The organism is Ktedonobacter sp. SOSP1-85 (genome assembly GCF_016587415.1).
Classification (GTDB): domain Bacteria; phylum Chloroflexota; class Ktedonobacteria; order Ktedonobacterales; family Ktedonobacteraceae; genus Ktedonobacter.
This window is the reverse complement of sequence record NZ_BNJI01000002.1, coordinates 1,800,507-1,826,086: the sequence shown is the minus strand read 5'-3', so window position 1 is coordinate 1,826,086 and position 25,580 is coordinate 1,800,507. Positions and strand designations below refer to the sequence as shown.

Genomic DNA, 25,580 nt, shown 5'->3' with positions numbered 1-25,580 from the left:
ACACAATGAGTCTAACGAAGGAGTCTACTCATGGGACAGATAACCCCTATCAATAAAACGTTTAAGGCCACCATTGAAGATCGCGATGGCTGGGCATGTGTGGTGTGGCCTGAATCGGTTCCATTTTTTGGTTCTACCAAGTCCGTCAAGGTCAAAGGCACCATGAACGGCGTTGCCTTCCAGACGGCCTTTATGCCGTGGGGCGACGGCACACAATTCTTACCCGTAAGCAAAAAAAGACTCAAGGCCATGCAGGCGCGACCAGGCGATATTATTGAAGTGTCCTTGGAGGAACGACTATGAACGACCCGTTCTTTATTGGGCTAGACAGTAAGGATCCGGCGAAAGTTGTACTCGGCGCGGCGTTTAAGTCCTACACTGTACAGTTACGTGATGCGTCAGTACATTATGTATCGGGCGGTAGCGGTCCATCGATTATTTTTCTGCACGGATTTTCGGAAGACTGGTACGAGTTCAGCAAGGTTATGTGCTTGCTTGCTAACAGGTACACAGTTATCGCAGTTGACTTACGGGGCATCGGAAAGTCCAAAGCCACGCGAGCCGACTATGATGCGGAGACACAGGCGAATGATATTCACGAGCTGGCCAGCCAGCTTACTCTTAAAGATCCCTACATTGTTGGCCATGATATGGGCGGCATGATCGCGTATGCGTATGCTCGCCTTTACCCGTCCGAAACGCGAGGTGTAGCTATATTGGACGGCCCGCTACCCGGTACAGCCAGCACCGACCTCATGGTCAAGATGCCATTCCTCTGGCACTTCACTTTTCACCGTCTACCCAAATTACCTGAATGGCTTATTGGTGGTCGTGAGTACACCTACTTTAAAAGAGCATTCTTCCTTCGCTTTGCAAAGGACAAGCAGGCAATGACAGACGCAGACATGCGTCATTACGCGAGCGCCTATAAACTTCCCGAACAACTGCGAGCTGGGCTTGGCTTGTATCGAACATATCAAAAGAACCGGGTATTCATGAGATCTCACCGCGACGAGCTGGATGTGTCTCTCTTCCTCATCGAGGGTGACTATGGCTCCGGTAAGCCGGGGCCAACGGCCAATGAGCTAACCAAAAAGTTTGGTTGTCGCAATGTGATCGCACAGGTAGCGGCAGGCTGTGGGCATTTTATGGCCAGTGAACAGCCACATGTTATTGCCGATCTCCTCCAAAACCAAGCGTAGTAATTTTGCAAGGATAAGCTTGTCGCGACCTTACGGTCAGGTATCGTGTGTCCGGGATAAATTACATGCAGTAGAGGTATATTCTCGGCTTTCCATCATGACTTTGCCTATCTGACCGCTTGCCGTTTTCCGGTCGATGCTTAATCTCTGAGAGCGCTAGGAAGCTGTGATAGTTGCTCTTGCATCCAGGTCAATGCCGTTTGAACAAACAACTTTGCTCCTGGAGAGGCTGCTTCTTGTGACTGTACCCCCAGTCCAATCTGGAACTGTTGTGGTGGATCGAGTGGAAGGGCCGCAACTCCTTCGAGCTTTTCAGGGAGCATGGTACGTGGTAGGAGCGTGATTCCAAGCCCCTCACGAACCATCGCGAAAATGGTTGTGGCATCGCTGGCATGATAGCGAATATGCGGATCGGTCCTGCCAGGCTGAAAGCCAATCATCTGCAGAAACGCGCATCCTGTTTTCGGCGCGGCTGGCAGCGGTGTCGGAACTGCTGCGACCAACTGGCGAAAGCAGCAGGCGCAACGGTTTTTGGGACGGCGCGTACGCTAGCCAAACGAGGCAAGCAGCAGAGGAGGAAGGAGCGCATGGTCAAGGCCCCTTCCTGTGTATGGTGATGCTTTCTCAGCGTTTCTGAGTGTGTTTTTTTATGAAGAAATCACTGAGGAAAGTTGAAGGGCACAATAAACCAGAGTTCCCATTTACTGATGAGAGCAAGCAGGAATGTCTGCTCTCATCAGATTTCTTCGTTAGGAGCGAACGGTACGCGACCCTCACGCTGGCTCAATTTGAGGAACACTTTCGCGCGTGGGTATTAGAAAGCTACCATCATTGTAGGCAGCGCCGTCTGAGAGGATCACCTCTTGATCGTTGGCGACAAGGGGCGACCAAGGAACGTCTGCGCCACGCGATCTATGCCATCATGCAGTGGAATCGGGCTAACGAACCCAGGCGACGGTGGTTTCTCAATGTCAGCTTAGTCAAAGCCCTGGCTGGTGGTCGCAAGGATCTCATCGGCACGGTGTTGAAGGAGTATCAGGCTGACGTTGATCAACATCATCAAGAGCTCGATATTCCACGCGGGTATAACAAACATTCTGAGCTGGTGCAGGAGGATATTCAGTTGCCTGAGGAGTCAGATGCCTCTCACTGGAATCGACCCAAATAGCTGATACCAATTCGCCATCTGTCGTAGAAAGAATGGGTCTCCCTCGTTGCGCATCTCATCGGCTCCCCCTGTTTTTCCGCAGGCTCCGACCGATGGTGCGACGCATCACGCGAGCATGCGGCCCGTTAGCCGTCGAGGACCGTTCGAGTCGTGTGAGCACGGCTAACAGGCCGCGGTTCGTCAGTCGTCGAGGACCGCAAGGTGCACCTGGCGCAGGCGTGCAGGATCGGAAATCGTGGTGATCGCGGTGATCTTCCCTCCCCTGATTGAGAGATCGAGGACGCTGAGCAGCCGCCCATACGGGGCCACGACGACTCCCACTGAGCCATTCACCAGCACTGGTTGTGTTGCCTGAGCACGTCCCACAAACTGTTTGGCCACAGCGGCGGCCCCATGAAGCTCTCCTGCGATGCCCGCAGGTACGGCTCTTGGATCGCGTCGGAGCACCACATCTGGATCAAGCACGGCGAGCAGCGCGTCGAAGTTTCCTGTACGTGCGGCGGTGAGAAAGGCTTCGACCACTTCTCGGCTGGTGGTGAGATCAGCGTCCTGCATGTGCGCTCTTCCCCGCACTCGGCGGCGGGCGCGGCTGGCGAGTTGCCTGGCAGCGGCCTCTGAGCGTTCCACGAGAGGCGCGATCTCGTCGAAGGGCACGGCGAAGATGTCGTGCAGCACATAGGCGAGGCGCTCGGCGGGAGCAAGCTGATCGAGTACCACGAGCAGCGCCAGACCCACCGAATCGGCCAGCTCCGCTTCTTGCTCGGGGTCGCTTCCGCTAGGCTCTCTCGTGATGGACCCAGGAAAGGACGCTTCCAGAGACTCTTCGCGCCGCGATCTCCGCGCGCGCAGCATATCCAGGCAGATCCGCGTGACTGCCCTACTCAGCCATGCGCCCGGGTTTGAGACGGTGCTTCGGTCCGTGCGGACCAGATGCAGCCAGGACTCCTGGACGGCATCCTGCGCCTCGGGAAGGGAACCGAGCATCCGATAGGCCATCGCCTGCAGTTGGGGACGTTCTGCCTCGAAGCGCTCAACCAGCCAGTCATGTTCATCCATTCATTCTCTTCCTTCTTTCTGCATTCGTCATAAGAACGACGAAGGAAACCGGGCTGATGTGACAGGGAGCCAGCCCGTCTTGGCGCGTCATCGCAAGAGAGCAGGACGTTTCCCCGCACTGGTACACGGGTTTGCCCGAAGCCGGTGAGAAGCCGGTCACATTCTTTCAGTGAGATACGTCGGGAGGGTGACGAGGGAAACCCAGCCGAGGTGAGAGGGAGATCCACTCCTCTTGACCGCGCCGACTGGGCGATCTCATCACAATCAAGACGCATCTTGAGGGTGTTGTGCACCGCCATCGGAAAAGCACAACGAACCAGATGGAAAAGTGAAAGGAACAGTTCCCATGAAAGTAGCGATTTCCCATACCAAAGTCAAGCCTGACAAGCGCGCCGAAATCGATGCGGCGGGCAAGCGCGTGCTGGAGGCGCTTGAACGAGAACGTCCGCAGGGTTTTCTGTATGCCGTCTGCCCGCTCCCCGACGGGGAGACCTTTGTCACGCTCAGCGTCACTGACGACGGAGTAGACAATCCGTTGTTGGCCTTGCCAGAATATCGGGAGTTCGCAGAGAACTTCAAGACCTGGATAGCTGAGCCGCCGACCGCCAAACAGTTGACGGCAGCCAGCTCCTATCGGTCCTTCTAGCTCTACAGTTGTAGATATTGTTGATGTCTGAAATCTTTCTTCCTGTGTGGCGTTTTTTTGGCTGAATGGCAATCTTGGTTTGAGCAAGCACGGCAGAAGCTCAACAAGAATAGTAAAGCAGATCCGCAGAAAACCGTTTGAACATGCGCAGGGCTCTTGCTGAGCTACGTTCGTCCTCAAGGCCAGTTTGCCATTCAGCTTTTTTGCAACGATGCAATACGAGCACTACGCTTCTGATCGCAAGCGGAGGATCAGCTTGATGATTTCTTGAGCGAACGCATCATCCAAGGGCGCAGGATATAAGAGAAAGCGGTACCATTTGGCTCCATAAATCAGGTCCGCCAGGACCTCGAGATTGGTATCGGGGGCCAGTTCCCCTCGTTGAAGACCACGTTGCAAGGAAGCAACCAGCTCTTGTTTTCGTGGCACAATGAACATCCGCTGAAATTCACGCGCAAATTCTGGGTCTAACTGCGCCTCAGCCGCCAGCCCGCTCAACACGGTTCCGGCTTTTCCTTGCAAGCCTGGAAAAGCCTGCTCAAAATAGGTCGTCAAATCTCCCCCAAGAGAACCAGTATCTGGAAAGGGTATGTGCGCCTCAGCAGAGGTCGTCAAGGCTTCAAGTGCCACTGCTGCTTTGGAAGGCCACCAGCGATAAATGGTCTTTTTCCCCACACCAGCTCTGGCAGCAATCGCTTCAATCGTCATAGCCTGATAGCCTACCTGCTCCAGCCCCTCTCTGGCCGCCTGCAAAATCGCCTGGTGCGCTTGGTCGCTTCGCCGACGACCCGGTGCGAAAGACTCCGGCTTTTTCTCCTGTTCAGTCATCCTTGTTCATCTCTTTTCGACGTCAAAAACTTTCCCTTGACATATACGCCCCGTATCGTATATATTTATGCTGCCAAATATGATACGCTACGTATCGTTCATTCTATCAGAAGCTGGAGGGAGAGACAAGTAGTCCTCTTCTTTCAGCGAAAGGAAAGTGATCTCTATGGCGACAACGACTCAGGCACAACGAGGAGCTGTTTTGCTTACTGGAGCCGCCGGTGGTATTGGTGCGGCTACTATACGCCGGCTCGATGCATTAGGATTTCAGGTTTTTGCTGGTGTGCGAAAATCTTCTGATGGTGAGAGGCTTCAACGCGATATCTCTGTCCGGATTACCCCCGTTTTGCTCGACATCACTGACGATGCCTCCATTGCTCAGGCTGCCGAAATCGTCACCAGGGCAGTTGGGGAGACAGGACTTGTTGGGTTGGTGAATAATGCAGGTATCATTGTTGAGGGTCCGGTTGAGTTGGTTCCTATCGAGGAGGTACGCAAACAATTCGAGGTGAATGTTATCGGGCATATTGCGGTCACACAAGCTTTTCTGCCTCTGCTGCGGAAAGCGCGGGGACGTATCATTAATATTGGAGCGCCGACTGGACTGGTGTCATTTCCCTATCTGGGGATGCTCTCGGCCTCGAAAGCCGCGCTAGAATCTGTGACCGATGCGCTGCGGAGCGAACTTCGCTCCTTTGGGATCTCCGTCTCTCTTATTGAACCAGGGGCTATGCAGACAGAGATCTTTCAAAAGTCGGCGGCTAGCTCCCAGCAGGTCAGGCAGCAGTTGTCTGGAGAACTTCTGCAACTGTATGCACCGGCACTTGCCGCAGTAGCGAAAACTTCAGCTAGCCAGCAACTGGAGAACCCTGATGTCGTCGTAGCTGCCATTGTCCAGGCGCTGACCTCTCGTAGTCCCAAAACGCGCTACTTCGCTGGGCGAGGGACCAGGATGATCGCTGTTCTCCGCCTGTTGCCTGACCGTGCGCGTGATGGACTGCTGCTAAGAGCACTTGGCATCGCAAACACCCAACCCGTCTCATAGATGAGCGTGACGCAGAGCAGACCCTCCTCGTAAAGAGAAAATATTCCGCTTGAAAAGAGAACACATGATGAAACCGATGGCTCAACAAACGATCCTGATCACCGGATCAACCGATGGACTCGGAAAACAGACCGCGCTTGCATTGGCCAAACAGGGCGCAACCGTGCTGCTTCATGGGCGTAATCGGCAGCGGTTGGAGAAGACGCTGCGAGAAATTCAAGATACAACAGGAAACAGGCACCTGGAGACCTACCTGGCGGACCTGGCCGAGCTTGCAGAGGTACGCAGTCTGGCTAAGCGTGTGCAAATGCAACATCCTCAGCTCGATATGCTCATTAACAACGCCGGTGTGGGGAGCGGAAAGCTTCTCGGAGGCAGACGCGAACTCAGTCGAGATGGGTATGAGCTTCGTTTCGCGGTGAACTATCTCGCGCCTTTCTTACTCACACATCTGCTGTTATCCAGTTTGCGCCACAGCCCACCAGCCCGCATTATTCACGTGGGATCAGTCGGGCAGCTTCCGATTGATTTTGACAATATTATGGGTGAACGCCGCTATAATGGCTATGATGCCTATCGCCGCAGTAAGCTCGCACTGGTGATGTTTACCATTGATCTGGCTGACCTGTTGAAAGGAGAACATGTTACCGTCAACTGTGTGCATCCAGCCTCGCTGATGAATACCAAAATGGTTCGCGAGACGATTCCTTTTTCTCAGGCCACTGTCGAAGATGGTCTCCGTTCCGTGATGTATCTAGCAACATCTCCAATGTTAGACAATGTAACAGGCCAATACTTTGATCAGCAGCAGGAAGCACGCGCGCACCCTCAAGCGTATGATATGGCTGCCCGAAGCCGACTCCGACAGATCAGTGAACAACTGACCGGGTTGGCAGGCAAGAAAGCCTCGCAAGTCGGTTAAGTCCATTCTCCAACGTCAGCAGTGGAGGTATGCAGGCAAATGCGAGTCGCGTGATCCGTCCATCCACCGAGAGCCACTTTCTTTCCCTGCGTTTGTGCCTTTGTTCATGCGCCTCACCTGCTGTCTGGGAACAAGCGGCGTTTCTCTCATCTCAATGGAAGATTATGCTCTGGATGCAGCAACCTCGTCAACGAACCTGTCCGGTCAGGGCGGACATTATTCTTGCTCGCTGTGACCTCAACCATTTATACTAAAACACAGCCAGGTAGAGAAAAGCCTGAGAGATAAAGCCAGTGTTCTTAGGGAATAGAAGGAGTTGCTATGAAGCCGCATGTGATGGAGAAAGTTGGCAGTCTTCTCAATCTCTTTTCCTTTCAAACTTCGATCCGGTTATTTTATCGCTGAAGTCCTTCTCGCAGCCAACATCTTTCAGGGCATCTCTTTGGAGTGTCTCGTTTTGCTCCTGCTTCGATATACGGATGTAGCCAATTTTCATAGAATCTCTACCTTTCGTGTGGGTGGCTTGTAAGGCGCGCTCACACCTGAATAGCTTCCGCCATCATCTTTTTCGAGGCTCTCCTTGGCTGTAGGTTGCTCATGAGTTCTGGATTTTTCTTGCCATTGGGAGACTGCCAAGATATCCTTCACAGAGGATATTTGCGTTGAGGTCAATGCAAACTTCTCCTTGTCCTCCAAGCGTGCCTCTTCATCCAGAAGCGTGATTGCTCCTTGTTTCTCGTGCGACGTTCTACGCCTCGGGATCGCGAGCGAGCACCGACCGGCCGCCGTCAACAGGGAGAGTAGCACCGTTGATAAAGCTCGCGTCATCTGAGAGCAGATACACGATGGCGTCAGCGATCTCCTGGGCGCGGGCAACTCGACCAAGTGGATGCAGTAGACGCATCTCCTCTTCGATCCGTGCGATGGCCTCAGGCCCCTGTTGGCCGAGGAATGCCTCATAGCGCTCGGTCTCCACCGAGCCTGGTGCTACAGCATTGACGCGGATGCCATGCGGCCCGTATTCAACTGCCAGCGCCCGTGTCAGTCCCTCAATGGCTGCTTTGGCGATGATATATGGTGTGCAGCCAGGGACCGCCTGCCGTGCCTGATGGGAGGAGAGATTGACAATCGCCCCAAGTGTTCCTGTCGCTAGGAAGCGACGGATCGCGGTAGCGCATCCTACCACGGCAGGATTGAGATTCAGCGCAACCAGATCCAGCACCGTGTGCGCGCCAGCGGAGTGGATCGAGGCGTCCCGGAAGACGGCGGCGTTGTTGACCCAGCCGGTGAGCGCGCCCAAGTCCATTGCCAAATCCTCAGCCCGCTCCGTCACCTTCTCGTCGGCAGCATCACCGACCATCGCCTTCACCCTCGAACCAGCGGGATGGTCGTTTACCCAGGCGAGCGCGGCTTGATCGAACTCGATTACCACAACGGTGCCAGCCTCGTTCAGCAGCCGCTCAACCACCGCCCTGCCGATACCTTGGCCCCCTCCCGTCACTACATAGGAACGGCTCATGCTCACTTCTGAGTGTTGTGTGCCAGTTGGTTTCTCCATCATGCTTCTTCTCCTTGTGGTTTCTCTTGCTTCTTCAAAAAATCACGCTCAAACAGAGGAAAAGGTGACACAGAGACAAGCCAGGGATGATGGGGAGAAAAGAGAAGAAAAACAACCTGGAGTGAACCCTTGGTAGCGAGTCAGGCGCACTTTTGATGACACTCAAAGGGTCATTGGGAACGCTGTAATGTACCTTTGGAGGTGAAACATTGATTGTGATCTGAAGAGAAAAGAGCGTTTCCGATGGCAACCTTCAATCTTCTACCCGATGTAGCTCAACTTGAACTCATGAATGTTACCATTGACCATATGACCCAATACGCACTAATCTATCGGCGATACTGGTCATAGGTGCCTCCTTGAGAGAATGAGGGTCTTTTTCCTCTCAAAGAAGCACATCGCTCTCCTGGTTCGCTACAGGTGAGCTGGCTCTCTGCACGTCGCGTGGGATTTACGACTTCATCCGACCCACTTGATAACAAGCGAGGATGTTGCCAGAGCCTTGCCAGGTGCGTGTGGCAAGGAGTTTGAGCGACACCGGCGGGCGGCCCGTGAACAGCGGAGTCCCCTCACCTGCGATCACCGGAAAAATCGTGAGGTGCAGTTCATCAACCAGATCATGCAGGAGCAGGTCGTTCCAGAGCATACGGCTCACAAACGTGAAGATGTCTCTGCCCGGTTGCTGCTTGAGCGCGGCAACCTCCTGGTACACATCCGCCCCTCTGACGATGCGCGTCGTATCCTCCCAGGGCGCTAAATCCTCGCGGGTAATGGTATCCGAAACCACGACTTTCTCGACAGACTGCATCAGCCCTGCAAACTCACGTCTGATTGCGGTGGCATTCGGGTCGTGTGGTACCCCTGTCCAATACGCCTTGTTGCCTAAAAAGGACGTGCGGCCACTCAGGAGCAGGGTATCGGCAGCACGCAGCCGTTCAGTATTATAGTAATCGAAGTGCTCATCCCCTGAGTAGTCTTCGTGGAAATAGTCGAAGAGCGCATCGAGATTTCGATCTTTCCCTTCGTAATAGCCATCCAATGACACCAAGTTGCTGACAATGAGTTTCCGCATGATATCCTTCTTTCACTGTTCCTGGGATTCCAAGCCCTCTCAATCAGGGGGCTAGATATTCATTCTTCTTCATCTCTTTCGATGCGGTCGCCCCCACAGGTTTTCCATAAGAGAGTGGCATCTCGTTGCGCAATCCGTGGGATATTCGCCTATGAACTTTCGCTTTTCTCTGTTTTTGCCGACACAGCAGAAAAGGGGGACTTCTCTTGCTTCTCCGGTACACCTGAAGTCGCTCTCGCATTTTTGAGAGAGATAGGCTGGGCTACCGAGCTTCCGAATGAAGCCCTTGCGAAGGCGACGAACGAACGAGTACAATGGGAAACATCCTTGACCCATTTCCTTTCAGGAGGATTTCACTTGAATCAACGAGCTGCCATTCAATTTGTCCGTGAGCGCGGTAATCCCTCTGAACAAGCCCGGCTCACCTTTCTTCTGACAGGTGCCAGGCCCTCCCCTGAGTCCATTCAGCAGTTTTTCCAGGATCAGCAGAAGGATGGGAGCTGGTCGCCTTTCTGGGCTCCTGGCTACAGCGGACTCGACACCACGTGTTTTCATCTGGCGCAGGGGGAACAGATGGGCATTTCGGCAAACGAGCCGGATATGGTGCGTGCGGCCCTCTTCTTGGCCCAACGCCAGCGCCTGGACGGTGCCTTTGAAGAAGATGAAGCAGTGACCAACCTGGCTCCACCCTGGGCGAAACCGGGTGATCTTGCGGCTCAGCTCTACCTCACGGCCAATTGCGGCTTCTGGCTCGCCACTCTCTCCCAGACACAAGCCAGCGCGCAATTGGCGGCCGGATATGTCCGCTCCTTCCTGCCACCAGATGGTCATCTGCCAACCTACCTGCATGCACACTGGTTGGCTGCTGGTCTCTTTTCTTGTCTGAAGCAGATCGAGCCTGCCGAGCGTCTCCTGGCCTACTTGGCAACCCGTCTGCCTGATCTTTCTGCCAGTAGCCTAGCATGGCTGACGGTCACGTTGCGTCTGGCGAACTGGCCCGCCACGACTTCCCTCATTGTTCAAGCTGCTTCGCTCCTCAAACAACAGCAACAGCCGACTGGGAACTGGCAGAGTGAGGATGGTCCTGAGCAGGATGTCCATGCCACTTTAGAAGCTCTCCGAGCCTTTACGCTTCTCTAGTCTCGAAAGATACTCCCGATTGAGAAGATTTACTTGAGCTTAGCTCGCTGCGCATCTCGTGAGATTTTGGGCCGACTCTTCGGACAGACGAGTAACGATCCGCTCTCGAAGCGGACTGAGCTTCACAACAGGTGGAAATCTGTCCGAAGATTCATCCATGAAAAATTTGGCTGAATCTTCGGACGCAGAGGCCATCCACGCTCACTTTTGTCCGAAGATTCAGCCAATTTACCAACTTTCACCCAAATGATGAAACAATGCTTGCGTTTGTTCTAGACACTCAGAACTATTTTTCCGCGCAGATGGCCTTCTAAGAGGCGCTCGTAGGCTTGACGAGCTTGTTCCAGAGGGTACACTTTCTCGATCCGTGGTTTTAGATGCCCTTCATCGGTGAGGTGAGCAAGCTGTGTAAGATCATCGGCGTCGGCTTCAACGATGAACCAGATTCCTTTCTTTTGGTACTGCTCGGCATATTTACTCACCAGATTATAGGCGTTGCTGGCAATCCCTACATAGGTCCCCTCTAGTTTGAGCAATTTGAAGCTCGCTTCAATCACCGAGGCTCCCACCACATCGAAGATAAAGTCGATATCACTCACTGCTTCAGAAACGCTGGTCGTGATATAATCGATCACTTCATCAGCACCGAGGCCGAGTAGAGTCTCGCGATGCTGTCCAGAAGCCACGGCGATCACGTATGCGCCTTTCCGATGAGCGAGCTGGACGGCATAGTTACCAACCCCCCCAGCGGCCCCGTGGATGAGGATACGCTGCCCCGCTTGCAGGTTTCCCTTCTTGAAGAGTGCCTGCCAGGCGGTGAGCGCCGAGAGGGAAAGAGCCGCACTCTCTTCATGACTGACTGATCGGGGTCGTCGGGCAATCTGATTGGGAGTGACAATGGCATATTCAGCCCAGACACCATCATGATCAAAGCGGGGAAGCCCATAGACTTCATCGCCTACTTGGAACTCTGTCACCTCCTCACCAACTGCTTCAACAATCCCGGAAACTTCATGGCCTGGGATAATAGGACGTGGTCGTGGCTGGGCGCTCTCCCCATGGACGTACCATGTTTCCGGCCATGTGAGTTCATCAGGTGTTAAAGCCGCAGCTTTCACCTGCAAAAGCACTTCCCCAGCAGCAGGAACCGGGTTCGCAACCTCTACCACTTCCAAAAGCTCGGAACCGCCAATGTTTTCAGACAGAATGCCAATAGCTTTCATTCGCCTCTCCCTTTTAACCTTGGATGTTTTTTATCTTCGATTGATGAGTCAGTTGACATACATTGGATCCGAGGCAACCTGAGCTTCCGCCTCTACAAGATAGAGGCGGAAGCCACGCGTTCTGCTTCAGAAGTCTTCTCTCTCTGGCCCTATTCATTCCATGGTGACTGGAGGACGTAGTCACAGAAGTTTGGTCGCTTGTAGCCTGGAAGGAAGCGTTCGCATACATCCGACTTGATGTTGCCAAAGGTCGTCTCTGGTTTATGTGCGAAGCCCTCAAGGAAGGCATGCAGGATCTTGTGTTTAAAGCCATCGCGTGGGAACGCTGCTACGACCTGCCCACGAACCTCTTCGGCAAGATCCTCATAGCCTTCTCCTATGACATCGAGGCCAACGCCAGCATTGACCAGAGCCACAACAGGTTCTTTATATTGCGCAATGCCAATCGTTGTATGGAATGCAATCGCATCCCAAACCAGTTGAATTGAGGCGTGAGGAATGCCATGACTGGTAAGAAAATCACGGGCGGCATTGGCTCCATCGACCTCGAAGCGTTTGTCCTGGCTGCGGTACTTCTCTGTCAGCCCGAGATCATGGAAGAGCGCGCTAATGTAGAGCAATTCAGGATCATAGTGCATCCCTGTCTGGTGCCCCTGTAGGGCTCCGAAGAGGTAGACGCGATGTGAATGGTTCCAAAGCAGTGGGGTCCCATGTTCGCGCAGGAGTTCTGCGGCTTCGTTGGCCAGGGAACTATCAGGAATGGCAATACCAGCAATGTTTTTCGGCATCGTATAAGACTCCTTATGCAATTTGGAAACACTCTGCGATACAGGTGCTCCTTATTTCAGCTATTTGATATCTGGTCAGGGGCAACGCAGATAAAGAGTAATGACAACAGAACCCCTTGCAAAGGTGCCAACACCATTTCATTGTAGTGGTAGATCACGTCGCTGTCTTTCGTTTGCTAGTACATCAGGGCTACCTGTCGTCCTGTCCCTTGTCGTGACTCCTTCAAGAGAAACATGGACATAGTATAATCATCTTCTTCTATCCTTACCAGGGGCAAATCATGCGTATATGAGGACGAATCTCGCCAGGACCCAGGGAACTGTTTTCGGCTCTATAAGGGCCATCTGTCAGCACGGATCTGCAAATACCTGGGCGAACTCGGAAAAAAGGGTTCTGTCAGAACTGAGAGCACAGAAGCTTATCAAGGACCAGGTACATATGGAAATTGCTGTATTGTGTTAGGAAATGACTCGCATGGCTCCTTTCAAAGCGATAAGCCGATCAAGGAAAGCTCGTCGCTGCTCGGAGAGCGTGGCTGGTTCTCCCATGATGGAGTGAGGGCGAAGATAGTTCCGCAATTCATCAAAAGCAGAACAGAAACGGGCAGCCGAATCGAAGCTTCCGAAGCCATGCATGGGGTAATACCGTTGCTTGATTCCCCGATGATCTTGCTCCAGGCGATTATTGAGATATTTGTTGTTTCGATGAAGCAGACAGTCGCCTAGTGCTCTGTTCCTTAAGTGGGAGTAAAATAAGAAGGGAGGGATGGAAGAAAGGAACAGAGCCATGCCAAAAACCTTGCGAGCGCGCCCAGCTTGCGATGAACAAGAAGAACGCTGGGTGCGCAAACTGGCCGCCAGCCGGCATGGGCCAGCCGACTGGATTGTCCATGCCAGGATCGTGGTCCGCAGTTGGGATGGCGAGCGGGTGGAAACCATCGCCCAAGAGCTCAACTGTAGCCCGCAGACGGTGCGCCGCCGGCTGCATCGCTTCGATGTCCAAGGGATTGAAGGGTTGGGAGATCGACCGAGAACAGGCCGTCCCCGCCGCTTGACGGCGGAAGATGACAGCCGGATTCTTGCCCTGGCACGTTCTGCCCCGCCAGGTAAATTGAAGAGACGTTCCAGCGGAGAACTGGATGTGCGCGAGGAACAGGGAGCGGCACGCTGGAGCTTAAATACGCTGACAGACGCGGCTCAAGAAGGAGGCATCCAGGTCAAACGCAGCCAGGTTCGCCGAATTTGCCTCCGTGAGGGAGTGCGCTGGCGTCGGACGCACAGTTGGGGGGAGAGCGATGACAAAGACGCGTGTCCCAAAAGGGTAGCGGTCGTCAGCCACTACACGGACCCACCCGAGGGCTCGACGACCATCTGTGCCGATGAACTCGGGCCGGTCTTGCCGCGCAGCTTCCCCCAGCACCTGGCTGGTCAGCGAATGGGCACCGGATCAAAGCACCTCTGGAGTACAGCCGGGGGCTGGAGAAAACCTGGATTTATGGGGCGTTGCGCGTGCGCGATGGCAAAGAACTCATCCGCTGTGCCCCGTCGCGCAACTCGACGAATTACATCGAGTTACTGAAGCTGATCGAGGCCGACAATCCCATTGGCGACATTTTCATCATTACGGACAATTTGAGTAGTCATAACAGTCTGGAGACGCGCACCTGGCTGGCCGAACATCCCCGGCTCCACCAGATCTTCATTCCCAAAGGAGCGTGCTGGCTCAATCTCCAGGAGGGCTGGTGGCGGCTCTTTCGCCGCGACGCCTTCGCTGGACAGAGCTTTGCCAACCCGAGCGAGATTGACCTGGCCAGGCGCGTGACCACCGCGCAACTCAACGCTCGCGCCAAGTCCTGGGTCTGGGGACGACCTCCTAAGTCGCCTCGACACCGGCGCCGAACCTTTTATTACAGGATTTAAGGAACAGAGCACTAGTGCTCTGACCACCTTCAATCGAAAGATGGATAGAGGCGCTTCAACTTGATACGGGCGTCGGCTGTTGTGAAACGCCAGTTGATCTTCATCTGAGCCTGATTGCGCTGGTCTTGCCAGGCCGAGACCCGTTGGCATAGCTCTTGCTTGCCAGCAATGCGTTCACCGAGGCATTGGCGTGCCAGAACAGAGAGTTCAATTTCGGCCATATTCAGCCAACTCCCATGTTTTGGCGTCCAATGGATTTCTACCTTTTCAGCCAGACGCCGAGCTTCTTGGGCCGGGAAAGCCTCGTAGAGCGAGGCAGGCGTATGCGTGTTCAAGTTATCCATGACGAACACGATCTTCTCGGCATCGGGATACTGGACCTCGATCAGATCACGCACAAAGTGTGCCCAATCCACGCGCGTTCGTCGCTCTGTCACCGCTACCACCCGCCTTCCCGTTAGTGGTTCGGTGGCGATGAAGAGATTGGCTGTTCCCTCTCGCTCATACTCGTAGTCGTAACGCTCGGGCTTTCCTTTCTGCAGAGGAAGCCGCTCACGGGTATCAGCGAGCAATTGTTTGCTTGCCTCATCCATGCAAACTTGTGGCCTCTTCGGATCATATGGTCTCTGGTAGACTTCGAGCACATCTTCCATGTGATAGACACATTCGGCATTTTGTTCTGGTGGGATGCACCATTGCTTTTTCAGCCAGGGTTTGAGCACATTTTTTTTAGCACCTGTCTCACTGTCTCTCTTCCCACCTGCGAAACCACCTCCAGTTCGATAGCGGTCTTCGTCAGCAAGCGAATACTCCAGCGTTCGTATCCGCTTGGAGCCTGCGTACAAGCCAGGGCAATCAGATGCGTTTCGGCTTCTCCACTCAGTTTGCGCTTCTCAGGTCGCTCTGGCTGGGGACGACGATGGAGTGCCTGGTCCAGTCCCTTTTCCAAATATCGCCTGCGCACCCGCCAAATCGTGGTTTCTCCCACTCCAAAGGCCTCCATGATCTGCTTATCTCTCCAGCCTTGTTCGCTTTTGAGTAGGATCTGAGCATGTTTGATTCTGCGAGCTGAGGACTGGCCGCAGTTGATGAGCGCTTCTAATGTCTGATGTTGTTCTCGTTGCAAACGGATGATATGCTTTTTCAAAGAGGTCTCCTTGTTGTGGTTTGTGTTCATCTCAAGGTTACCTCTTCCTTTTCTTCTTTTTAATTCAACTTGGTCAGAGCACTAGAGGCTGCCAATCGGCGACTCAGCCAGATTCTGGCGTATCGCTATGGCGAAGCCATCAGTTTCACTGCACGCAGCATCCAGAATTGGATGGCCGCCTTTCGCCAGGCGGAAGCAGAATATGGATGCGGATATTTCGGACTCTTGGACAAGGTTGCCCAACGCGGGAACCGAAAGACGCGCTTGCCCGAGGCTTCCAAACAGTTGCTCGAAGAGTACCTGACTGCTCACTACGCCGTTCCCCAGGCCAAACGCGCTGCGGCAGTCTACTGGCTGTACTGCGAAGAATGTGCGAAGCAAGGCATTCCTGCGGTGAGTGAACGCACCTTTTATCGCGAGCGAGCACGTTTTACCACACAAGAGGTGACCGCCATCCGCCATGGCAAGCGTGCTGCCTACGCTTCTCAGCCATTTTTCTACTATCTCGACCAGACCACGCCACGTTACCCACGGGTTGCGCAACGAGTTTTACCTCAGCAACAATTTGGCTTGAGAACGTTCTTCGCAGCTCTTCCGTTCGCATAATGCAGAGGTATTTTCGGCCTCTTGGTCAAGAAAAAGCCTGAGCGTTGAGCGAGCCTGTGAAGACCCCTCAGCACAAAAACGCATCTCGTTGCGCACCCCGTGGGCAGATCCAGTTTTCAGGTCATTTACCTACCAGCTGCTCTGCCAGCAAATCGCGGAAGAGGTTATGCGTATCACCGCATCCAGAGACGTTGCTGTACATGTCAAAGGTGAGCATCTCTGCATGATCATGCGCGGTATTCGCACACCCGCCACGATGATCTCGACTACGATGCAAGGCGCCTTTTGCGAGAATAGCGCTTTGCGCGCGGACTTCCTCCGCATGGCATCAACCACCTCTTGAAAAAGAGAATACGGTTGCGTTTCCAGCTTTTGACGAAAGGACGATACAATACTATGATCGTTGAATATATCCGTTACCTCATCTCAGAGGGGCAGGGCTCCGAACTTGAACGAGCCTATAGCCACGCGAGCGAAGCTCTGCTACAATCTCCTCACTGTCTTGGTTATGAACTGGCTCGCTGCGCTGAAGAGCCCACGTCCTATATCCTGCGGATTGAATGGGACTCCATAGAAGGCCATCTACAGGGCTTTCGCAAAAGTCCAGAGTTTCAGAGCTTTTTCAGAGCGATAAGTCCGTTTGTAAGCAATATTCAGGAAATGCGTCATTATGAAGTGACCGCGATTGCTGGCAAAAAGTAGTAAACTGAAGGAGCATTTATGAACATGGAGAAGAGAGTGTGCCCACACTGTATGAATGGGCTGGCGGAGAGGAAACCTTCAAGCGGCTAACCTCGATTTTCTATGGCAGGGTGGTCAACGACCCCATTTTGCAGCCGGTCTTTGGAGCGATGGCTCAGGATCACCCGCAGCGTGTGGCCTGGGCGCTTGCCGAGATTCTGGGCGGTCCACAAACCTATACCCGGCAGCGCGGAGGACACCGCCAGTTGATCTCGGCTCACCTGCACCGTCATCTCAGCGAACAGCAGCGCGCCCGCTGGGTAAGCCTGCTCATCGAAACTGCAGACGAGATCGGCCTGCCCTCTGATGCCGAGTTCCGCGCGGCTTTCGTCAGCTATATCGAATGGGGAAGCCGCGTTGCGCTCTCCGTCTCACAATACGATGGAGAAATCCCGAAAGATCTCGATCCCATGCCTCGCTGGGACTGGATTATTCCTCCCCCGAACGAGGCTCCCCAAACGCGATAAGTTTGTGTTCAAGCGCGCGACGTGTTGCTGTGCGAGGAGACGCCAAGTTTGGCGTAGATCGAGCGCAGGTGGGTGTTGATGGTGCGCGGACTTAGCACCAGCGCCTGGGCAATGCGCGTGTCTGGATGTCCCTCAGCGAGCAGGCGCAGGACATCCAGTTCGCGCGCGGTAAGGTTATACGGAGAGGCAACAGCGGTTTTCCAGGTTTGGGCTGCCGTTTCGGAGACATGTACGCGAGAGACGCCAGCGGTCATAACCTGTTTGAGCAACAGCGCGCGGCCCTGCGCCCAGCATTGAGGTAGAGCTAGTACTCTGTCATTGTTCAATTGATGGGTAAAGGCGCTTGAGCTTGATGCGTGCATCTGCGGTGGTGAAGCGCCAATTGATGGAGACTTTCGACCGGTTGCGTTCAGCCTGCCAGGCATCTCCCTGAGCAGCTAGCGCTGCCATGCTCGCAAAGCGGTCGGACAAGCACTGCCGCGCAAGGATCGACAATTCGATCTCAGCCATATTGAGCCAACTGCCATGCTTGGGGGTGTAATGGATCTCCAACTTCTCCGTCAGCCGTCGAGCTTCTGCCGGTGGAAAGACCTCGTAAAACGACGAAGGCGTATGCGTGTTGAGATTGTCCATCACCAGCACGATTTTCTCGGCGTGGGGGTAGTGATGATCGAGCACCTCACGCACAAACAGAGCCCAGTCCTTTTTGGTGCGTCGCTGGCTCACACGCACCTGGCACGCTCCTGTTTCCGGTTCCATGCAGAGGAAGATGCTACACACTCCTTTGCGTTCATATTCGTAATCCACACGCTCTGCTGCGCCAATTTCCATCGGGATCGGCTCACGGGTATGGGCCAGGAGTTGTTTGCTTCCCTCATCCAGACACAGCTTTGGAAAGCGCGGATCATAGGGACGCTGATACACCTCAAGAACGTCTTCCATATGATAGACAAATTCCCCATTCGCTTCAGGAGGAATGCAAAAGGACTTCTTTAGCCAGGGTTTGAGTTCATTTTTTTTAACGTCACCCACACGGTTTGGTGGCTGATCTGATCCACATACCCCAATTGCACCAATGTGTCGGCGAGCAGACGCATCGTCCAGCGGTTCTTTCCTCCTTCTGTTTGACTACAAGCCAGCGTCACGAGATGCGCTTCCAACTCTCCGTCCATTTTCCGCTTCTCTGGCCGCTCGGGTTGGGGCCTGCGCACCAGCGCATCGATGAGCCCTGCTTGCACAAAGCGTTGGCGGACCCGTTCCACCGTGGCCCTTCCCACCGCGAGCGCCTCTGCGATCTGTTCATCTGAGCAGCCTGGGCCGAAGCTTCCCTGATCGGCTTTCAGTAAAATCCTCGCATGAGTCTGGCTGCGCGCTGTGGCCTTCCCTCCAGTCAGCATGCTTTCGAGCATCTGACGTTGCTGTGCGTCGAGTTGGACGGTATACTTTTTCATAGAGCCTCCTTGAATGGATCTGTTTCGTTTGTCCTTCAAGGATACTCTTTCTTTTTCAACTCATCAAATCAAGGATGACAGAGTACTAGAGCGAAATGAATGCGTCAAGTCTTTTGTTCTGATTTTCTAGAAACCACAGAGGCCGTCACGCTCACAGAAGGAGAGCATGACGGCCTCTGTATCCTATTTTAAAAAGCCATTTCTCCTTATGGAGCAAGCAGTTCTGCGATCAGTTGCAATAGTGCCTCCAGGTCAAAAGGTTTCTGCAGTGTGCTCAGATGATCCAGGACATCGTTTTCTTGTGGCAAATCGGCGCTCATGAGGAGGATGGAGCAGTGCTTCCCACCTTCTCGGCGACGTAGGTGCTCGGCGAGTTCCAGCCCATTCATCCCAGGGAGATGGTAGTCGAGCAGAAACAACGCAGGCATGATCGTTGAAAGCATCATCAGCGCGCTCTCGCCACTTGACGCAAGATAGCCTTGATAGGTCGTCTCCTCCTGGAACGTTTCCAGCAGCAGGTTCCCAAGAACGGGATCATCTTCGACAATGAGAATACTCTTGACAACTACACTCTCATTACATTCCTGGTATTGGGAAGTCTCCATGTGCGTTCCTCATGTTCTTTTGCGGGGAAGCGTCACCCGAAAGGTCGATCCTTTTCCTGGTTCGCTTTCGACGGTGATCGTTCCCCCCTGGTGTTTCACAATCTCCGCGACAATGTATAACCCCATGCCCAGGCCGGGGATTGCCTTCTGCTTGGGATCAGTGACGCGATAGAAGCGGTCAAAAATCTTGTCGCGCTGCTCGCGTGGGATGCCCAGGCCATGATCGTGTATTCGGATCGTGACCGTCTCTTCGGAAGCGGAGAGATCCACCTCGACGGTCTCTGCGCTGGGAGAATACTTGATGGCATTGCTGAGCAGGTTGGTGAAGACCTGTCCGAGCCGGTCTCGGTCCCCCAGCAGGCTGACCTCTGCTGTACCATGTACCAGAATGGTATGGCTGGGATGCGTTTGCTGCATGGTGTCGACGATCTCCCGCAGCAAGGCATCGAGATCCACCGATTCCTGCCGATACTCGAGCCTGCCCGCCTGGATTTTGGAGACATCCAGCAAGTCTTCCACCAGCCGGGTGAGTTTGTTAATCTGGGTCTGCATGCTGACAAGAGCTGGAGCAGCAGCCTGAAGGCCTTGCTTGTCGAGTTGCCGGTGCAGCAAGGTGGTCTGCAGTTTCAAGGCGGTAAGTGGGTTCCTCAGTTCATGGCTGGCCATGCTGATAAAGTCATCCTTGCGTTGTTCGAGTTCCTTGCGCGCCGAGTTATCCAGCACAAAGGTGATATTTTGGCATGAGTGATGCTGTAAGACGACTCCACCCACAAGCACCGGAAGGCGACTGCCATCTTGACACACATACTCTTTCTCATAGGGCGTCATCGACTGCTGGGTGGCAAGCTCCCGATGCGCTTGCTGGGTCCGAGCGAGATACTCAGGAGCTGTCATGCACATCCAGTTCATGCGCCCGGTACGCAAGTCTTCGTGCGTATAGCCAGTCATGCGCAGAAAGGTGTCGTTGGCATCCACGATCTGCTCCCCTTCGAGGACAGTGATCCCAATAATGCTCGAGTTCATCAAGGCACTCACGCGCTCCTGGCTCTCTCGCAGGGCCTCTTCGACGCGTTTCTGCTCGTCGATGTCAGTGCTGGTGCCGAACCACTTGATGATCTGGCCTGCTTCATCGCGGACTGGGAGCGCACGGGTTAAATACCAGCGATACTCTCCAGTTCGCCCATCTCTGAGACGCTGTTCGTTCTCAAAGAGTTCACCTGTGGCAAGGGATTGCTGCCGAAGCGCAAGCGTGTGCTCGGCATCTTCGGGATGCAGGAATTGACGCCATCTATAGTCCCGTATCTGCTCGAAATCGGCCTGCGTCAGGTCACAGTAGCGCTGATTACAGTAGTTAACACGGCCATCCGGTCGTGTCGTCCACACGAGTTGGGGCACTGTTTCAGCCAGTACCCGCCAGTGCTCCTCGCTTTCCTTGCTTTCCTTGAGTTGTTGCTCGACTCGTTTCTGGTCCTCGATGTCGGTGGCAGTCCCAAACCATTTCAGGATCGTCCCCTGATCATCCCTGTGTGGCACTCCTCTGGCAAGGAACCAGTGATACTCTCCGGTCGTACCATGGCGCAGGCGCAGTTCTGCTTCATAGGGCCTGCCGGTCTGGACGGCACTCTGCCACCTCTCCAGGACACGCTGTTGGTCATCGGGGTGGATAGCCTGGAGCCAGCCGTCCCCTTGAGCTTGTTCAGAAGTCATATTGGTAGAGTCACACCAGCGTTGGTTACAGTATTCACACGAGCCATCGGGGCGCATCATCCAGACGAATTGGGGAATGGTATCGATCAGGACACGGAGTCCTTCTACCGCCTCGGCGTCATCAATGCAAAATAACGCATCAGGAAGCGTCTCGAGTATGCTGAGGAGCGTGTCACGCGATGTAAGAGGGCTATACTCGCTGCTTTGTGGATTGAATGTCATACTGTCTGTCTCCCTTTCACATACCCCCATCCCTGGTGATAAAGATGTTTTCCCGCTTTGAACCCCAAGAAATATCATGCAATGGAGATGACACTTCGCCAAAGGTGGTAAGGTAGCCAATTGGCAGGAAATGCTAAAGTGGGAGGGAGGGAGGAGTGGCCAGTGCGCTATGTGGTGGGAGCGAACGTTTCCTTTCTACGAGAGCGCTGGGCAACGGAATGGTGCTCCAGGTGTGAAGGGAGCGTGAGGCAGATGGTGTGTGGTCAGGTTGAACGTTGATCAGCAGTCGAACACCGACCAGCAGATGTCGTTTCGCAACCGCTGATCATCCAGGACCAGCTCGCGGATCGCATCAGGGAGCTGGTCGCGCTGCCATCGGCACTCGAGCCGCCCGGAGCTCTCACCCTCGCCTTCAGGAGCGGCTGCACGCGCAGCCTTGATGGCGTAGGCCGCAGCACCGAGCTCGTGTGCGGCGACATGCGCCACCACCGCCGCCTGGCCGGCAGCATATGCGGCGTACCGAGCGGCTCCGCTCAACTCTCTTGCCGCAGCCATGGCATGGCCACCCGCCGCGCGGGACTGAGACATCCTGATCTCGCCTCGCGCCCATGCCCGAGCCTGCGCGATCGCTTGGCGAGGCCGCAGGTCTGAAGGTTGCGCCGACTCGAACAGGTGCAGGACGTGTTCCGCACACATTGCGGCCCACAGGGCGAGCAGCTGATGGTCGGAGTCTGTGAGCGTCCCCCCGCGGCGGATGGTGATGAAGCGAGGGTCGCGGTCTTTCGGGAGGATCACGGCTGCACCCCTTTCAAATTATCAAAAAAGAAGAGGACTGTAGCTGGGCGCCGATGGCGCCGATATGAGATTTGACCTTGCTCATGTCCTCACCAACATTGACATCAGCCACAATACTCGTCCCACTATCACTCTTGCGGAGGCCTTCCATCATTTCCAGGATCGTCGTTTTACCGGCTCCGTTTGGCCTGAGAAGTCCAAATATCTCTCCCTTCTTGACTTCAAAGGACACACCGCGGACCGCCTTGACTTTCCCAAATGACGCGGGCCAGCTTCTTTACGGTAATACTGTTTTCGCTTTTTGTTTTTGCCCCATGCTCTCGTCTCCTGCTCTCGAGAGCATGGGAGCCTGGAGAAGTGAGAACACTCTCCTGGCTTCGACAGGTCGAGCATTCGGCTGCATGCATGCATCTCCGATCCAGGCTGGCCGGGCTTTTTCTGGATCACGTCTCTACTGTACAACACTGATGCAAGAATAGAGGGTAGAAAGAGAGAAAGGCGCGTGCGTATGGACAGGAATGGTGGTAAATTCCCTACGAAACTCCTCATTCATCATTGAGAGATGATTCTATCTGAAGTGAGCAGATCTGGCCCTCAAACACCCACGAGTTGCGCAATGAGCATGCAGTCGTGAACAAGGTGTGTCCTATCCAGCGCAGACGCGCCTCATGGACATCTTGCACGCCCGCAATGGCACGAGCCTCACGCTCCACTGCCTCCACCTGCTGCGGCTCAACCGCATCCATCAGCCGATGCCACATCGTCACGGTGCTGTCTCGGACTGTGAAGAGGATGACCAGCGTGATGAGGATTCCAATGAGTGGGTCAGCCAGCGGCCATCCCAGCAGGCTGCCCAGCGCTCCCAGCAAGACAGACAGAGAGGTCCACTCATCGACTCTGGCGTGCTGTCCATCGGCCACTAACGCTGCTGACCCGATCCGTTTCCCGATGCGTATGCAAAAGACGGCCACTGCCTCATTGCCAACAAATCCAACGAGCGCTGCGGCGATCACCCACCCGGCATCGTGCAGTGGCTCCGGGTGCAGGAGTTTCTGAGCGCTTTCATAGGCAGCAAGCAACGCGCTGAGGAAAATCATGAGGACAATGATGGCTCCGGCAAGATCCTCCGCACGCCCATAGCCATAGGTGTAACGACGCGTGGCAGGACGACGGGAAGCCGCGAAGGCAATCCACAGCGGAACTGCTGTAAAGGCATCAGCCACGTTATGGATGCTATCAGCAAGCAATCCAGCGCTGCCACTCAAGAGGACAATCGCGAATTGGAACAAGGCCGTGATGAAGAGTCCAGCCAGCGAGACTTTGAGCGCCCAGACGCCGCGAGCATTCGTTTCCATCGCACGGTCAACATGTGTCTCGCCGTGACTGTGCCCATGCAGAAAGGGAATCGCCTCGATGAGCCATCCCAGAAGATGGTGTGCGTGCTCATGCTCAGCGTGATGGTCATGCTCGTGCATCTCGCTCTCCTGGGGATGGTTGGGGAGTTCTTCTCTCGTGTGAGATGGTTGGCCATAAGGATGCTGATGGGAAGCCTCCTGATCATGTGGATGCATAGACAAATCGCTCCTTTTTCTTTCTCTGTTCGACAACACGTCGAGCAGGTTCCGGAGTCAAATGGCTGGCGCGCCTCGTTTCTCGACAGCCCGCCCCGTGGGGAAAAACATCTTCCATCCTTTTTTGCAAGAAAGCACCAACAGCAGGACGAAGATAATGAATATCACCACCTCACAGAGAGGTTCTGTGAGGTGGTGACGGGTTGAAGCGTCAAGAACCGTACTCGATCCCTTCAGGAACGGAGTGACCAGCATTTTTTTGCTGCTTTCCTCTCACAGAAGATGAGCCGAGCGCTTCGTCAAGCTCGAAGACAGGGTGAGTTCTGGCCACCGTGATGAACTCCTGCAACGAGGAATCAGCACGCACCCCAAGATGTTGGCGCAGAGCATTTCCTCGTATCCCGGAAGAGGCCAGAAGCGGTCCCAGGATCTCCTTGATCACTGGCCCGGCTACCTCTGGGGTCAATTCCACCGCAGTAAATGTCTGGTGATGCCGTCCGAGGCTCAAGACGCCTGAACCTGCTACGCGCAGATTGCGCACCCAGTTCCCCTCGCCGTGGGTCGCCATCAGAAAGCGACGACCATCGCGTTCGTGCAGATCGACAGGAATAGTACGAGGTTTGTTCGTTTTGCGCCCACGTACGGTGAGTAATATCATCGGTCCCAGGATCGTCACGCGAATCCCCAGATGAAGCAGCACTTTGATCCCCCAGTTGATGGTGGAAACCACGCCCGATGGCCCATGAGAAGACTGCCCATGCCGTCTGAGATGGTTCGTCCTCAATATATGGACCACAAACATCAAAAGCGCCATAAAGAGAATCATCTCTCCCCACATGAGGGGAGTCATAGACGAGGGTGACAGAAACACAGATGGAACTCCTTTCAGATGAACAGTTTGTTTTGTAATGGATATACCGTTCGTTGTATATATACAGGGAAGAGCCGATTGCCTGCAAGAACCAAAGTGAGAAAAGTGTGCATTACTGCACAAAGCGTCCAAATTGTATGGAAAGGAGAACAGATTCGGTGAAACAAGACAAACAGGATCGTCGTTCTCAGCGTACCCGGCACCTGGTCAACGACGCGATGCTAGCGTTACTCTTTGAGAAACACTATGATGCGATAACGGTTCAAGACATCCTGGATCGGGCGGGGATCGGGCGCTCCACATTTTATACCCATTTTTTCGATAAGGAAGATGTGCTGACCAGTATCGCAGAACAGATGCTTGACATGTTTGGCAAGCAACTTGCTCAAAGGCAGGAGAAAGGAGCAATCATTCCAATTCTGGAGCTATTTGAGCATGTTCAACAGCATGAGCAGTACTTTCGAGCCATGTTGCGAGGGCACACCGCAGAGGTGTTCTGGGAGGCGGCACAGACGGCTTTCAGTAAAACCGTTGAACTGGCTTTGAGCACGGTCTACGCGGAAAACGCTTCTCCGGCGATTTCCAGGGAAGTGATCGCCCAGTATCTGACCGGGTCCATTCTTACCTTGCTGAAATGGTGGCTCAAGGCCGAGATGCCCTATTCACCCGAACACATGGAGCAGGTGGTCCAGCAACTGGCGCTCCCTGGGGTATGGGCCACTGTTGCAAGGGAGAAGCCTTCTCCCTGAAGAGATCTTTTCCTGGCTCGTTGCGCATCCCGTGGGACACCTGCTCTCCAAGTATAGCCACGCTCCTCAGAGGAGTCACT

General features: G+C 54.3%; 29 protein-coding genes and 3 pseudogenes. 14 read left to right on the top strand and 18 right to left on the bottom strand.

Annotation, left to right across the window (positions count from 1 at the left end; translation table 11 throughout):
• Positions 1-30 precede the first annotated feature (30 nt).
• Positions 31-303: a DUF1905 domain-containing protein gene (locus KTE_RS36305; RefSeq protein WP_201390437.1), complete on the top strand. Its 273-nt coding sequence runs from the start codon at positions 31-33 to the stop codon at positions 301-303.
• Complete coding sequence (locus KTE_RS36300) at positions 300-1,202, top strand: alpha/beta fold hydrolase (protein ID WP_201390434.1); 903 nt, start codon at positions 300-302, stop codon at positions 1,200-1,202. The genes KTE_RS36305 and KTE_RS36300 overlap by 4 nt, the downstream gene beginning before the upstream one ends.
• A 140-nt stretch (positions 1,203-1,342) precedes the next feature.
• Here KTE_RS36300 and KTE_RS36295 read toward each other — a convergent pair whose 3' ends face one another.
• Positions 1,343-1,642, bottom strand: a complete 300-nt coding sequence (locus tag KTE_RS36295) for a LysR family transcriptional regulator substrate-binding protein (protein WP_201390432.1) — start codon at positions 1,640-1,642, stop codon at positions 1,343-1,345.
• A 209-nt stretch (positions 1,643-1,851) separates the two neighbouring features.
• On the opposite strand from KTE_RS36295, the gene KTE_RS36290 reads away from it, so the two are divergent.
• Complete coding sequence (locus tag KTE_RS36290; RefSeq protein WP_201390430.1) at positions 1,852-2,370, top strand: hypothetical protein; 519 nt, start codon at positions 1,852-1,854, stop codon at positions 2,368-2,370.
• A gap of 180 nt (positions 2,371-2,550) precedes the next feature.
• On the opposite strand, the gene KTE_RS36285 is transcribed toward KTE_RS36290, so the two are convergent.
• A complete protein-coding gene (locus KTE_RS36285; RefSeq protein ID WP_201390428.1) occupies positions 2,551-3,426 on the bottom strand; it encodes a sigma-70 family RNA polymerase sigma factor in 876 nt (291 codons plus the stop codon).
• 346 nt (positions 3,427-3,772) lie between these two features.
• Between KTE_RS36285 and KTE_RS36280 the strand changes: the two genes are divergently transcribed.
• Positions 3,773-4,072, top strand: a complete 300-nt coding sequence (locus KTE_RS36280) for a hypothetical protein (RefSeq protein ID WP_201390426.1) — start codon at positions 3,773-3,775, stop codon at positions 4,070-4,072.
• Positions 4,073-4,297: 225 nt separating this feature from the next.
• Here KTE_RS36280 and KTE_RS36275 read toward each other — a convergent pair whose 3' ends face one another.
• Entirely contained in the window at positions 4,298-4,900 is a 603-nt protein-coding gene (locus KTE_RS36275) for a TetR/AcrR family transcriptional regulator (RefSeq protein WP_201390424.1), read from the bottom strand.
• A 166-nt stretch (positions 4,901-5,066) separates the two neighbouring features.
• Here KTE_RS36275 and KTE_RS36270 point away from each other — a divergent pair, with 166 nt between their 5' ends.
• Both KTE_RS36270 and KTE_RS36265 read left to right on the top strand, forming a co-directional pair.
• A complete protein-coding gene (locus KTE_RS36270) occupies positions 5,067-5,945 on the top strand; it encodes an SDR family oxidoreductase (RefSeq protein WP_201390422.1) in 879 nt (292 codons plus the stop codon).
• Between the two features lie 64 nt (positions 5,946-6,009).
• Positions 6,010-6,867 carry an SDR family NAD(P)-dependent oxidoreductase gene (locus KTE_RS36265; protein WP_201390420.1) on the top strand — a complete coding sequence of 286 codons (858 nt, stop codon included), beginning with the start codon at positions 6,010-6,012 and terminating at the stop codon, positions 6,865-6,867.
• 358 nt (positions 6,868-7,225) lie between these two features.
• On the opposite strand, the gene KTE_RS36260 is transcribed toward KTE_RS36265, so the two are convergent.
• The 3 genes from KTE_RS36260 to KTE_RS36250 form a co-directional block, all read right to left on the bottom strand.
• Entirely contained in the window at positions 7,226-7,363 is a 138-nt protein-coding gene (locus KTE_RS36260; RefSeq protein WP_201390418.1) for a recombinase family protein, read from the bottom strand.
• Positions 7,364-7,615: 252 nt separating this feature from the next.
• Positions 7,616-8,428, bottom strand: coding sequence for an SDR family NAD(P)-dependent oxidoreductase (locus KTE_RS36255; RefSeq protein WP_201390416.1), 813 nt, complete (start codon positions 8,426-8,428; stop codon positions 7,616-7,618).
• 448 nt (positions 8,429-8,876) lie between these two features.
• Entirely contained in the window at positions 8,877-9,497 is a 621-nt protein-coding gene (locus KTE_RS36250; RefSeq protein WP_201390414.1) for a dihydrofolate reductase family protein, read from the bottom strand.
• A gap of 357 nt (positions 9,498-9,854) precedes the next feature.
• Here KTE_RS36250 and KTE_RS36245 point away from each other — a divergent pair, with 357 nt between their 5' ends.
• Positions 9,855-10,637 carry a terpene cyclase/mutase family protein gene (locus tag KTE_RS36245; RefSeq protein ID WP_201390412.1) on the top strand — a complete coding sequence of 261 codons (783 nt, stop codon included), beginning with the start codon at positions 9,855-9,857 and terminating at the stop codon, positions 10,635-10,637.
• Between the two features lie 272 nt (positions 10,638-10,909).
• Here KTE_RS36245 and KTE_RS36240 read toward each other — a convergent pair whose 3' ends face one another.
• The 3 genes from KTE_RS36240 to KTE_RS36230 form a co-directional block, all read right to left on the bottom strand.
• On the bottom strand, positions 10,910-11,860 hold the full coding sequence (locus KTE_RS36240; RefSeq protein ID WP_201390410.1) for an NADP-dependent oxidoreductase: 951 nt from the start codon (positions 11,858-11,860) through the stop codon (positions 10,910-10,912).
• Between the two features lie 149 nt (positions 11,861-12,009).
• A complete protein-coding gene (locus tag KTE_RS36235) occupies positions 12,010-12,648 on the bottom strand; it encodes an HD domain-containing protein (RefSeq protein ID WP_201390408.1) in 639 nt (212 codons plus the stop codon).
• Positions 12,649-13,107: 459 nt separating this feature from the next.
• Complete coding sequence (locus KTE_RS36230; RefSeq protein ID WP_374226843.1) at positions 13,108-13,437, bottom strand: DDE-type integrase/transposase/recombinase; 330 nt, start codon at positions 13,435-13,437, stop codon at positions 13,108-13,110.
• Between KTE_RS36230 and KTE_RS49270 the strand changes: the two are divergent.
• Both KTE_RS49270 and KTE_RS36220 read left to right on the top strand, forming a co-directional pair.
• Positions 13,415-13,831: pseudogene (locus KTE_RS49270) on the top strand (helix-turn-helix domain-containing protein); the annotation flags it as partial. The gene KTE_RS36230 and the pseudogene KTE_RS49270 sit on opposite strands and share 23 nt — an antisense overlap.
• 186 nt (positions 13,832-14,017) lie before the next feature.
• Positions 14,018-14,568, top strand: a pseudogene (locus KTE_RS36220) (transposase).
• A 29-nt stretch (positions 14,569-14,597) separates the two neighbouring features.
• Here KTE_RS36220 and KTE_RS36215 read toward each other — a convergent pair.
• Positions 14,598-15,745, bottom strand: a protein-coding gene (locus KTE_RS36215) for an IS630 family transposase (RefSeq protein ID WP_374226842.1) whose coding sequence is annotated in 2 segments (ribosomal slippage) — positions 14,598-15,301 and positions 15,301-15,745 — 1,149 coding nt in all. Because the reading frame shifts where the segments join, the coding sequence is not laid out codon by codon here.
• Between the two features lie 39 nt (positions 15,746-15,784).
• On the opposite strand from KTE_RS36215, the gene KTE_RS36210 reads away from it, so the two are divergent.
• From KTE_RS36210 to KTE_RS36195, 4 genes are all read left to right on the top strand, one after another.
• Positions 15,785-16,321 carry a hypothetical protein gene (locus KTE_RS36210; RefSeq protein ID WP_201390404.1) on the top strand — a complete coding sequence of 179 codons (537 nt, stop codon included), beginning with the start codon at positions 15,785-15,787 and terminating at the stop codon, positions 16,319-16,321.
• Between the two features lie 88 nt (positions 16,322-16,409).
• A complete protein-coding gene (locus tag KTE_RS50080; protein ID WP_374226841.1) occupies positions 16,410-16,664 on the top strand; it encodes a GTP cyclohydrolase I in 255 nt (84 codons plus the stop codon).
• Between the two features lie 53 nt (positions 16,665-16,717).
• Positions 16,718-17,023: an antibiotic biosynthesis monooxygenase gene (locus tag KTE_RS36200; RefSeq protein ID WP_201390400.1), complete on the top strand. Its 306-nt coding sequence runs from the start codon at positions 16,718-16,720 to the stop codon at positions 17,021-17,023.
• Between the two features lie 38 nt (positions 17,024-17,061).
• Positions 17,062-17,529 (top strand): group II truncated hemoglobin, encoded by a 468-nt coding sequence (locus KTE_RS36195; RefSeq protein ID WP_201390398.1) that lies wholly within the window; start codon positions 17,062-17,064, stop codon positions 17,527-17,529.
• An 8-nt stretch (positions 17,530-17,537) separates the two neighbouring features.
• On the opposite strand, the gene KTE_RS36190 is transcribed toward KTE_RS36195, so the two are convergent.
• The 8 genes and pseudogenes from KTE_RS36190 to KTE_RS36155 all read right to left on the bottom strand — a co-directional run bounded on the left by KTE_RS36190 (position 17,538) and on the right by KTE_RS36155 (position 24,751).
• Positions 17,538-17,798, bottom strand: coding sequence for a response regulator transcription factor (locus KTE_RS36190; RefSeq protein WP_201390396.1), 261 nt, complete (start codon positions 17,796-17,798; stop codon positions 17,538-17,540).
• Between the two features lie 46 nt (positions 17,799-17,844).
• A protein-coding gene (locus tag KTE_RS36185) for an IS630 family transposase (RefSeq protein WP_374226840.1) occupies positions 17,845-18,980 on the bottom strand; the annotation gives its coding sequence in 2 pieces (ribosomal slippage) (positions 17,845-18,560 and positions 18,560-18,980; 1,137 coding nt in all).
• Positions 18,981-19,186: 206 nt separating this feature from the next.
• Positions 19,187-19,585, bottom strand: coding sequence for a response regulator (locus tag KTE_RS36180; RefSeq protein ID WP_201390392.1), 399 nt, complete (start codon positions 19,583-19,585; stop codon positions 19,187-19,189).
• A 9-nt stretch (positions 19,586-19,594) separates the two neighbouring features.
• A pseudogene (locus tag KTE_RS36175) lies at positions 19,595-21,394 on the bottom strand (PAS domain S-box protein); the annotation flags it as partial.
• A gap of 399 nt (positions 21,395-21,793) precedes the next feature.
• Complete coding sequence (locus KTE_RS36170; RefSeq protein ID WP_201390388.1) at positions 21,794-22,309, bottom strand: putative immunity protein; 516 nt, start codon at positions 22,307-22,309, stop codon at positions 21,794-21,796.
• Between the two features lie 13 nt (positions 22,310-22,322).
• Complete coding sequence (locus tag KTE_RS36165; RefSeq protein WP_201390386.1) at positions 22,323-22,541, bottom strand: ATP-binding cassette domain-containing protein; 219 nt, start codon at positions 22,539-22,541, stop codon at positions 22,323-22,325.
• A gap of 313 nt (positions 22,542-22,854) precedes the next feature.
• Complete coding sequence (locus KTE_RS36160; RefSeq protein WP_201390384.1) at positions 22,855-23,880, bottom strand: cation diffusion facilitator family transporter; 1,026 nt, start codon at positions 23,878-23,880, stop codon at positions 22,855-22,857.
• Between the two features lie 211 nt (positions 23,881-24,091).
• On the bottom strand, positions 24,092-24,751 hold the full coding sequence (locus KTE_RS36155) for a nitroreductase/quinone reductase family protein (RefSeq protein ID WP_201390382.1): 660 nt from the start codon (positions 24,749-24,751) through the stop codon (positions 24,092-24,094).
• A 158-nt stretch (positions 24,752-24,909) separates the two neighbouring features.
• On the opposite strand from KTE_RS36155, the gene KTE_RS36150 reads away from it, so the two are divergent.
• Complete coding sequence (locus KTE_RS36150) at positions 24,910-25,500, top strand: TetR/AcrR family transcriptional regulator (protein WP_201390372.1); 591 nt, start codon at positions 24,910-24,912, stop codon at positions 25,498-25,500.
• Positions 25,501-25,580: the final 80 nt, after the last annotated feature.

Excerpts from the sequence above, each read along its gene's own strand:
- KTE_RS36305 (WP_201390437.1), top strand. The coding sequence starts at position 31 with ATGGGACAGATAACCCCTATCAATAAAACGTTTAAGGCCACCATTGAA.
- KTE_RS36300 (WP_201390434.1), top strand. The coding sequence starts at position 300 with ATGAACGACCCGTTCTTTATTGGGCTAGACAGTAAGGATCCGGCGAAA.
- KTE_RS36295 (WP_201390432.1), bottom strand. The coding sequence starts at position 1,642 with ATGATTGGCTTTCAGCCTGGCAGGACCGATCCGCATATTCGCTATCAT.
- KTE_RS36290 (WP_201390430.1), top strand. The coding sequence starts at position 1,852 with ATGAAGAAATCACTGAGGAAAGTTGAAGGGCACAATAAACCAGAGTTC.
- KTE_RS36285 (WP_201390428.1), bottom strand. The coding sequence starts at position 3,426 with ATGGATGAACATGACTGGCTGGTTGAGCGCTTCGAGGCAGAACGTCCC.
- KTE_RS36280 (WP_201390426.1), top strand. The coding sequence starts at position 3,773 with ATGAAAGTAGCGATTTCCCATACCAAAGTCAAGCCTGACAAGCGCGCC.
- KTE_RS36275 (WP_201390424.1), bottom strand. The coding sequence starts at position 4,900 with ATGACTGAACAGGAGAAAAAGCCGGAGTCTTTCGCACCGGGTCGTCGG.
- KTE_RS36270 (WP_201390422.1), top strand. The coding sequence starts at position 5,067 with ATGGCGACAACGACTCAGGCACAACGAGGAGCTGTTTTGCTTACTGGA.
- KTE_RS36265 (WP_201390420.1), top strand. The coding sequence starts at position 6,010 with ATGATGAAACCGATGGCTCAACAAACGATCCTGATCACCGGATCAACC.
- KTE_RS36260 (WP_201390418.1), bottom strand. The coding sequence starts at position 7,363 with ATGAAAATTGGCTACATCCGTATATCGAAGCAGGAGCAAAACGAGACA.
- KTE_RS36255 (WP_201390416.1), bottom strand. The coding sequence starts at position 8,428 with ATGATGGAGAAACCAACTGGCACACAACACTCAGAAGTGAGCATGAGC.
- KTE_RS36250 (WP_201390414.1), bottom strand. The coding sequence starts at position 9,497 with ATGCGGAAACTCATTGTCAGCAACTTGGTGTCATTGGATGGCTATTAC.
- KTE_RS36240 (WP_201390410.1), bottom strand. The coding sequence starts at position 11,860 with ATGAAAGCTATTGGCATTCTGTCTGAAAACATTGGCGGTTCCGAGCTT.
- KTE_RS36235 (WP_201390408.1), bottom strand. The coding sequence starts at position 12,648 with ATGCCGAAAAACATTGCTGGTATTGCCATTCCTGATAGTTCCCTGGCC.
- KTE_RS36230 (WP_374226843.1), bottom strand. The coding sequence starts at position 13,437 with ATGGCTCTGTTCCTTTCTTCCATCCCTCCCTTCTTATTTTACTCCCAC.
- KTE_RS36200 (WP_201390400.1), top strand. The coding sequence starts at position 16,718 with ATGATCGTTGAATATATCCGTTACCTCATCTCAGAGGGGCAGGGCTCC.
- KTE_RS36180 (WP_201390392.1), bottom strand. The coding sequence starts at position 19,585 with ATGGAGACTTCCCAATACCAGGAATGTAATGAGAGTGTAGTTGTCAAG.
- KTE_RS36160 (WP_201390384.1), bottom strand. The coding sequence starts at position 23,880 with ATGCATCCACATGATCAGGAGGCTTCCCATCAGCATCCTTATGGCCAA.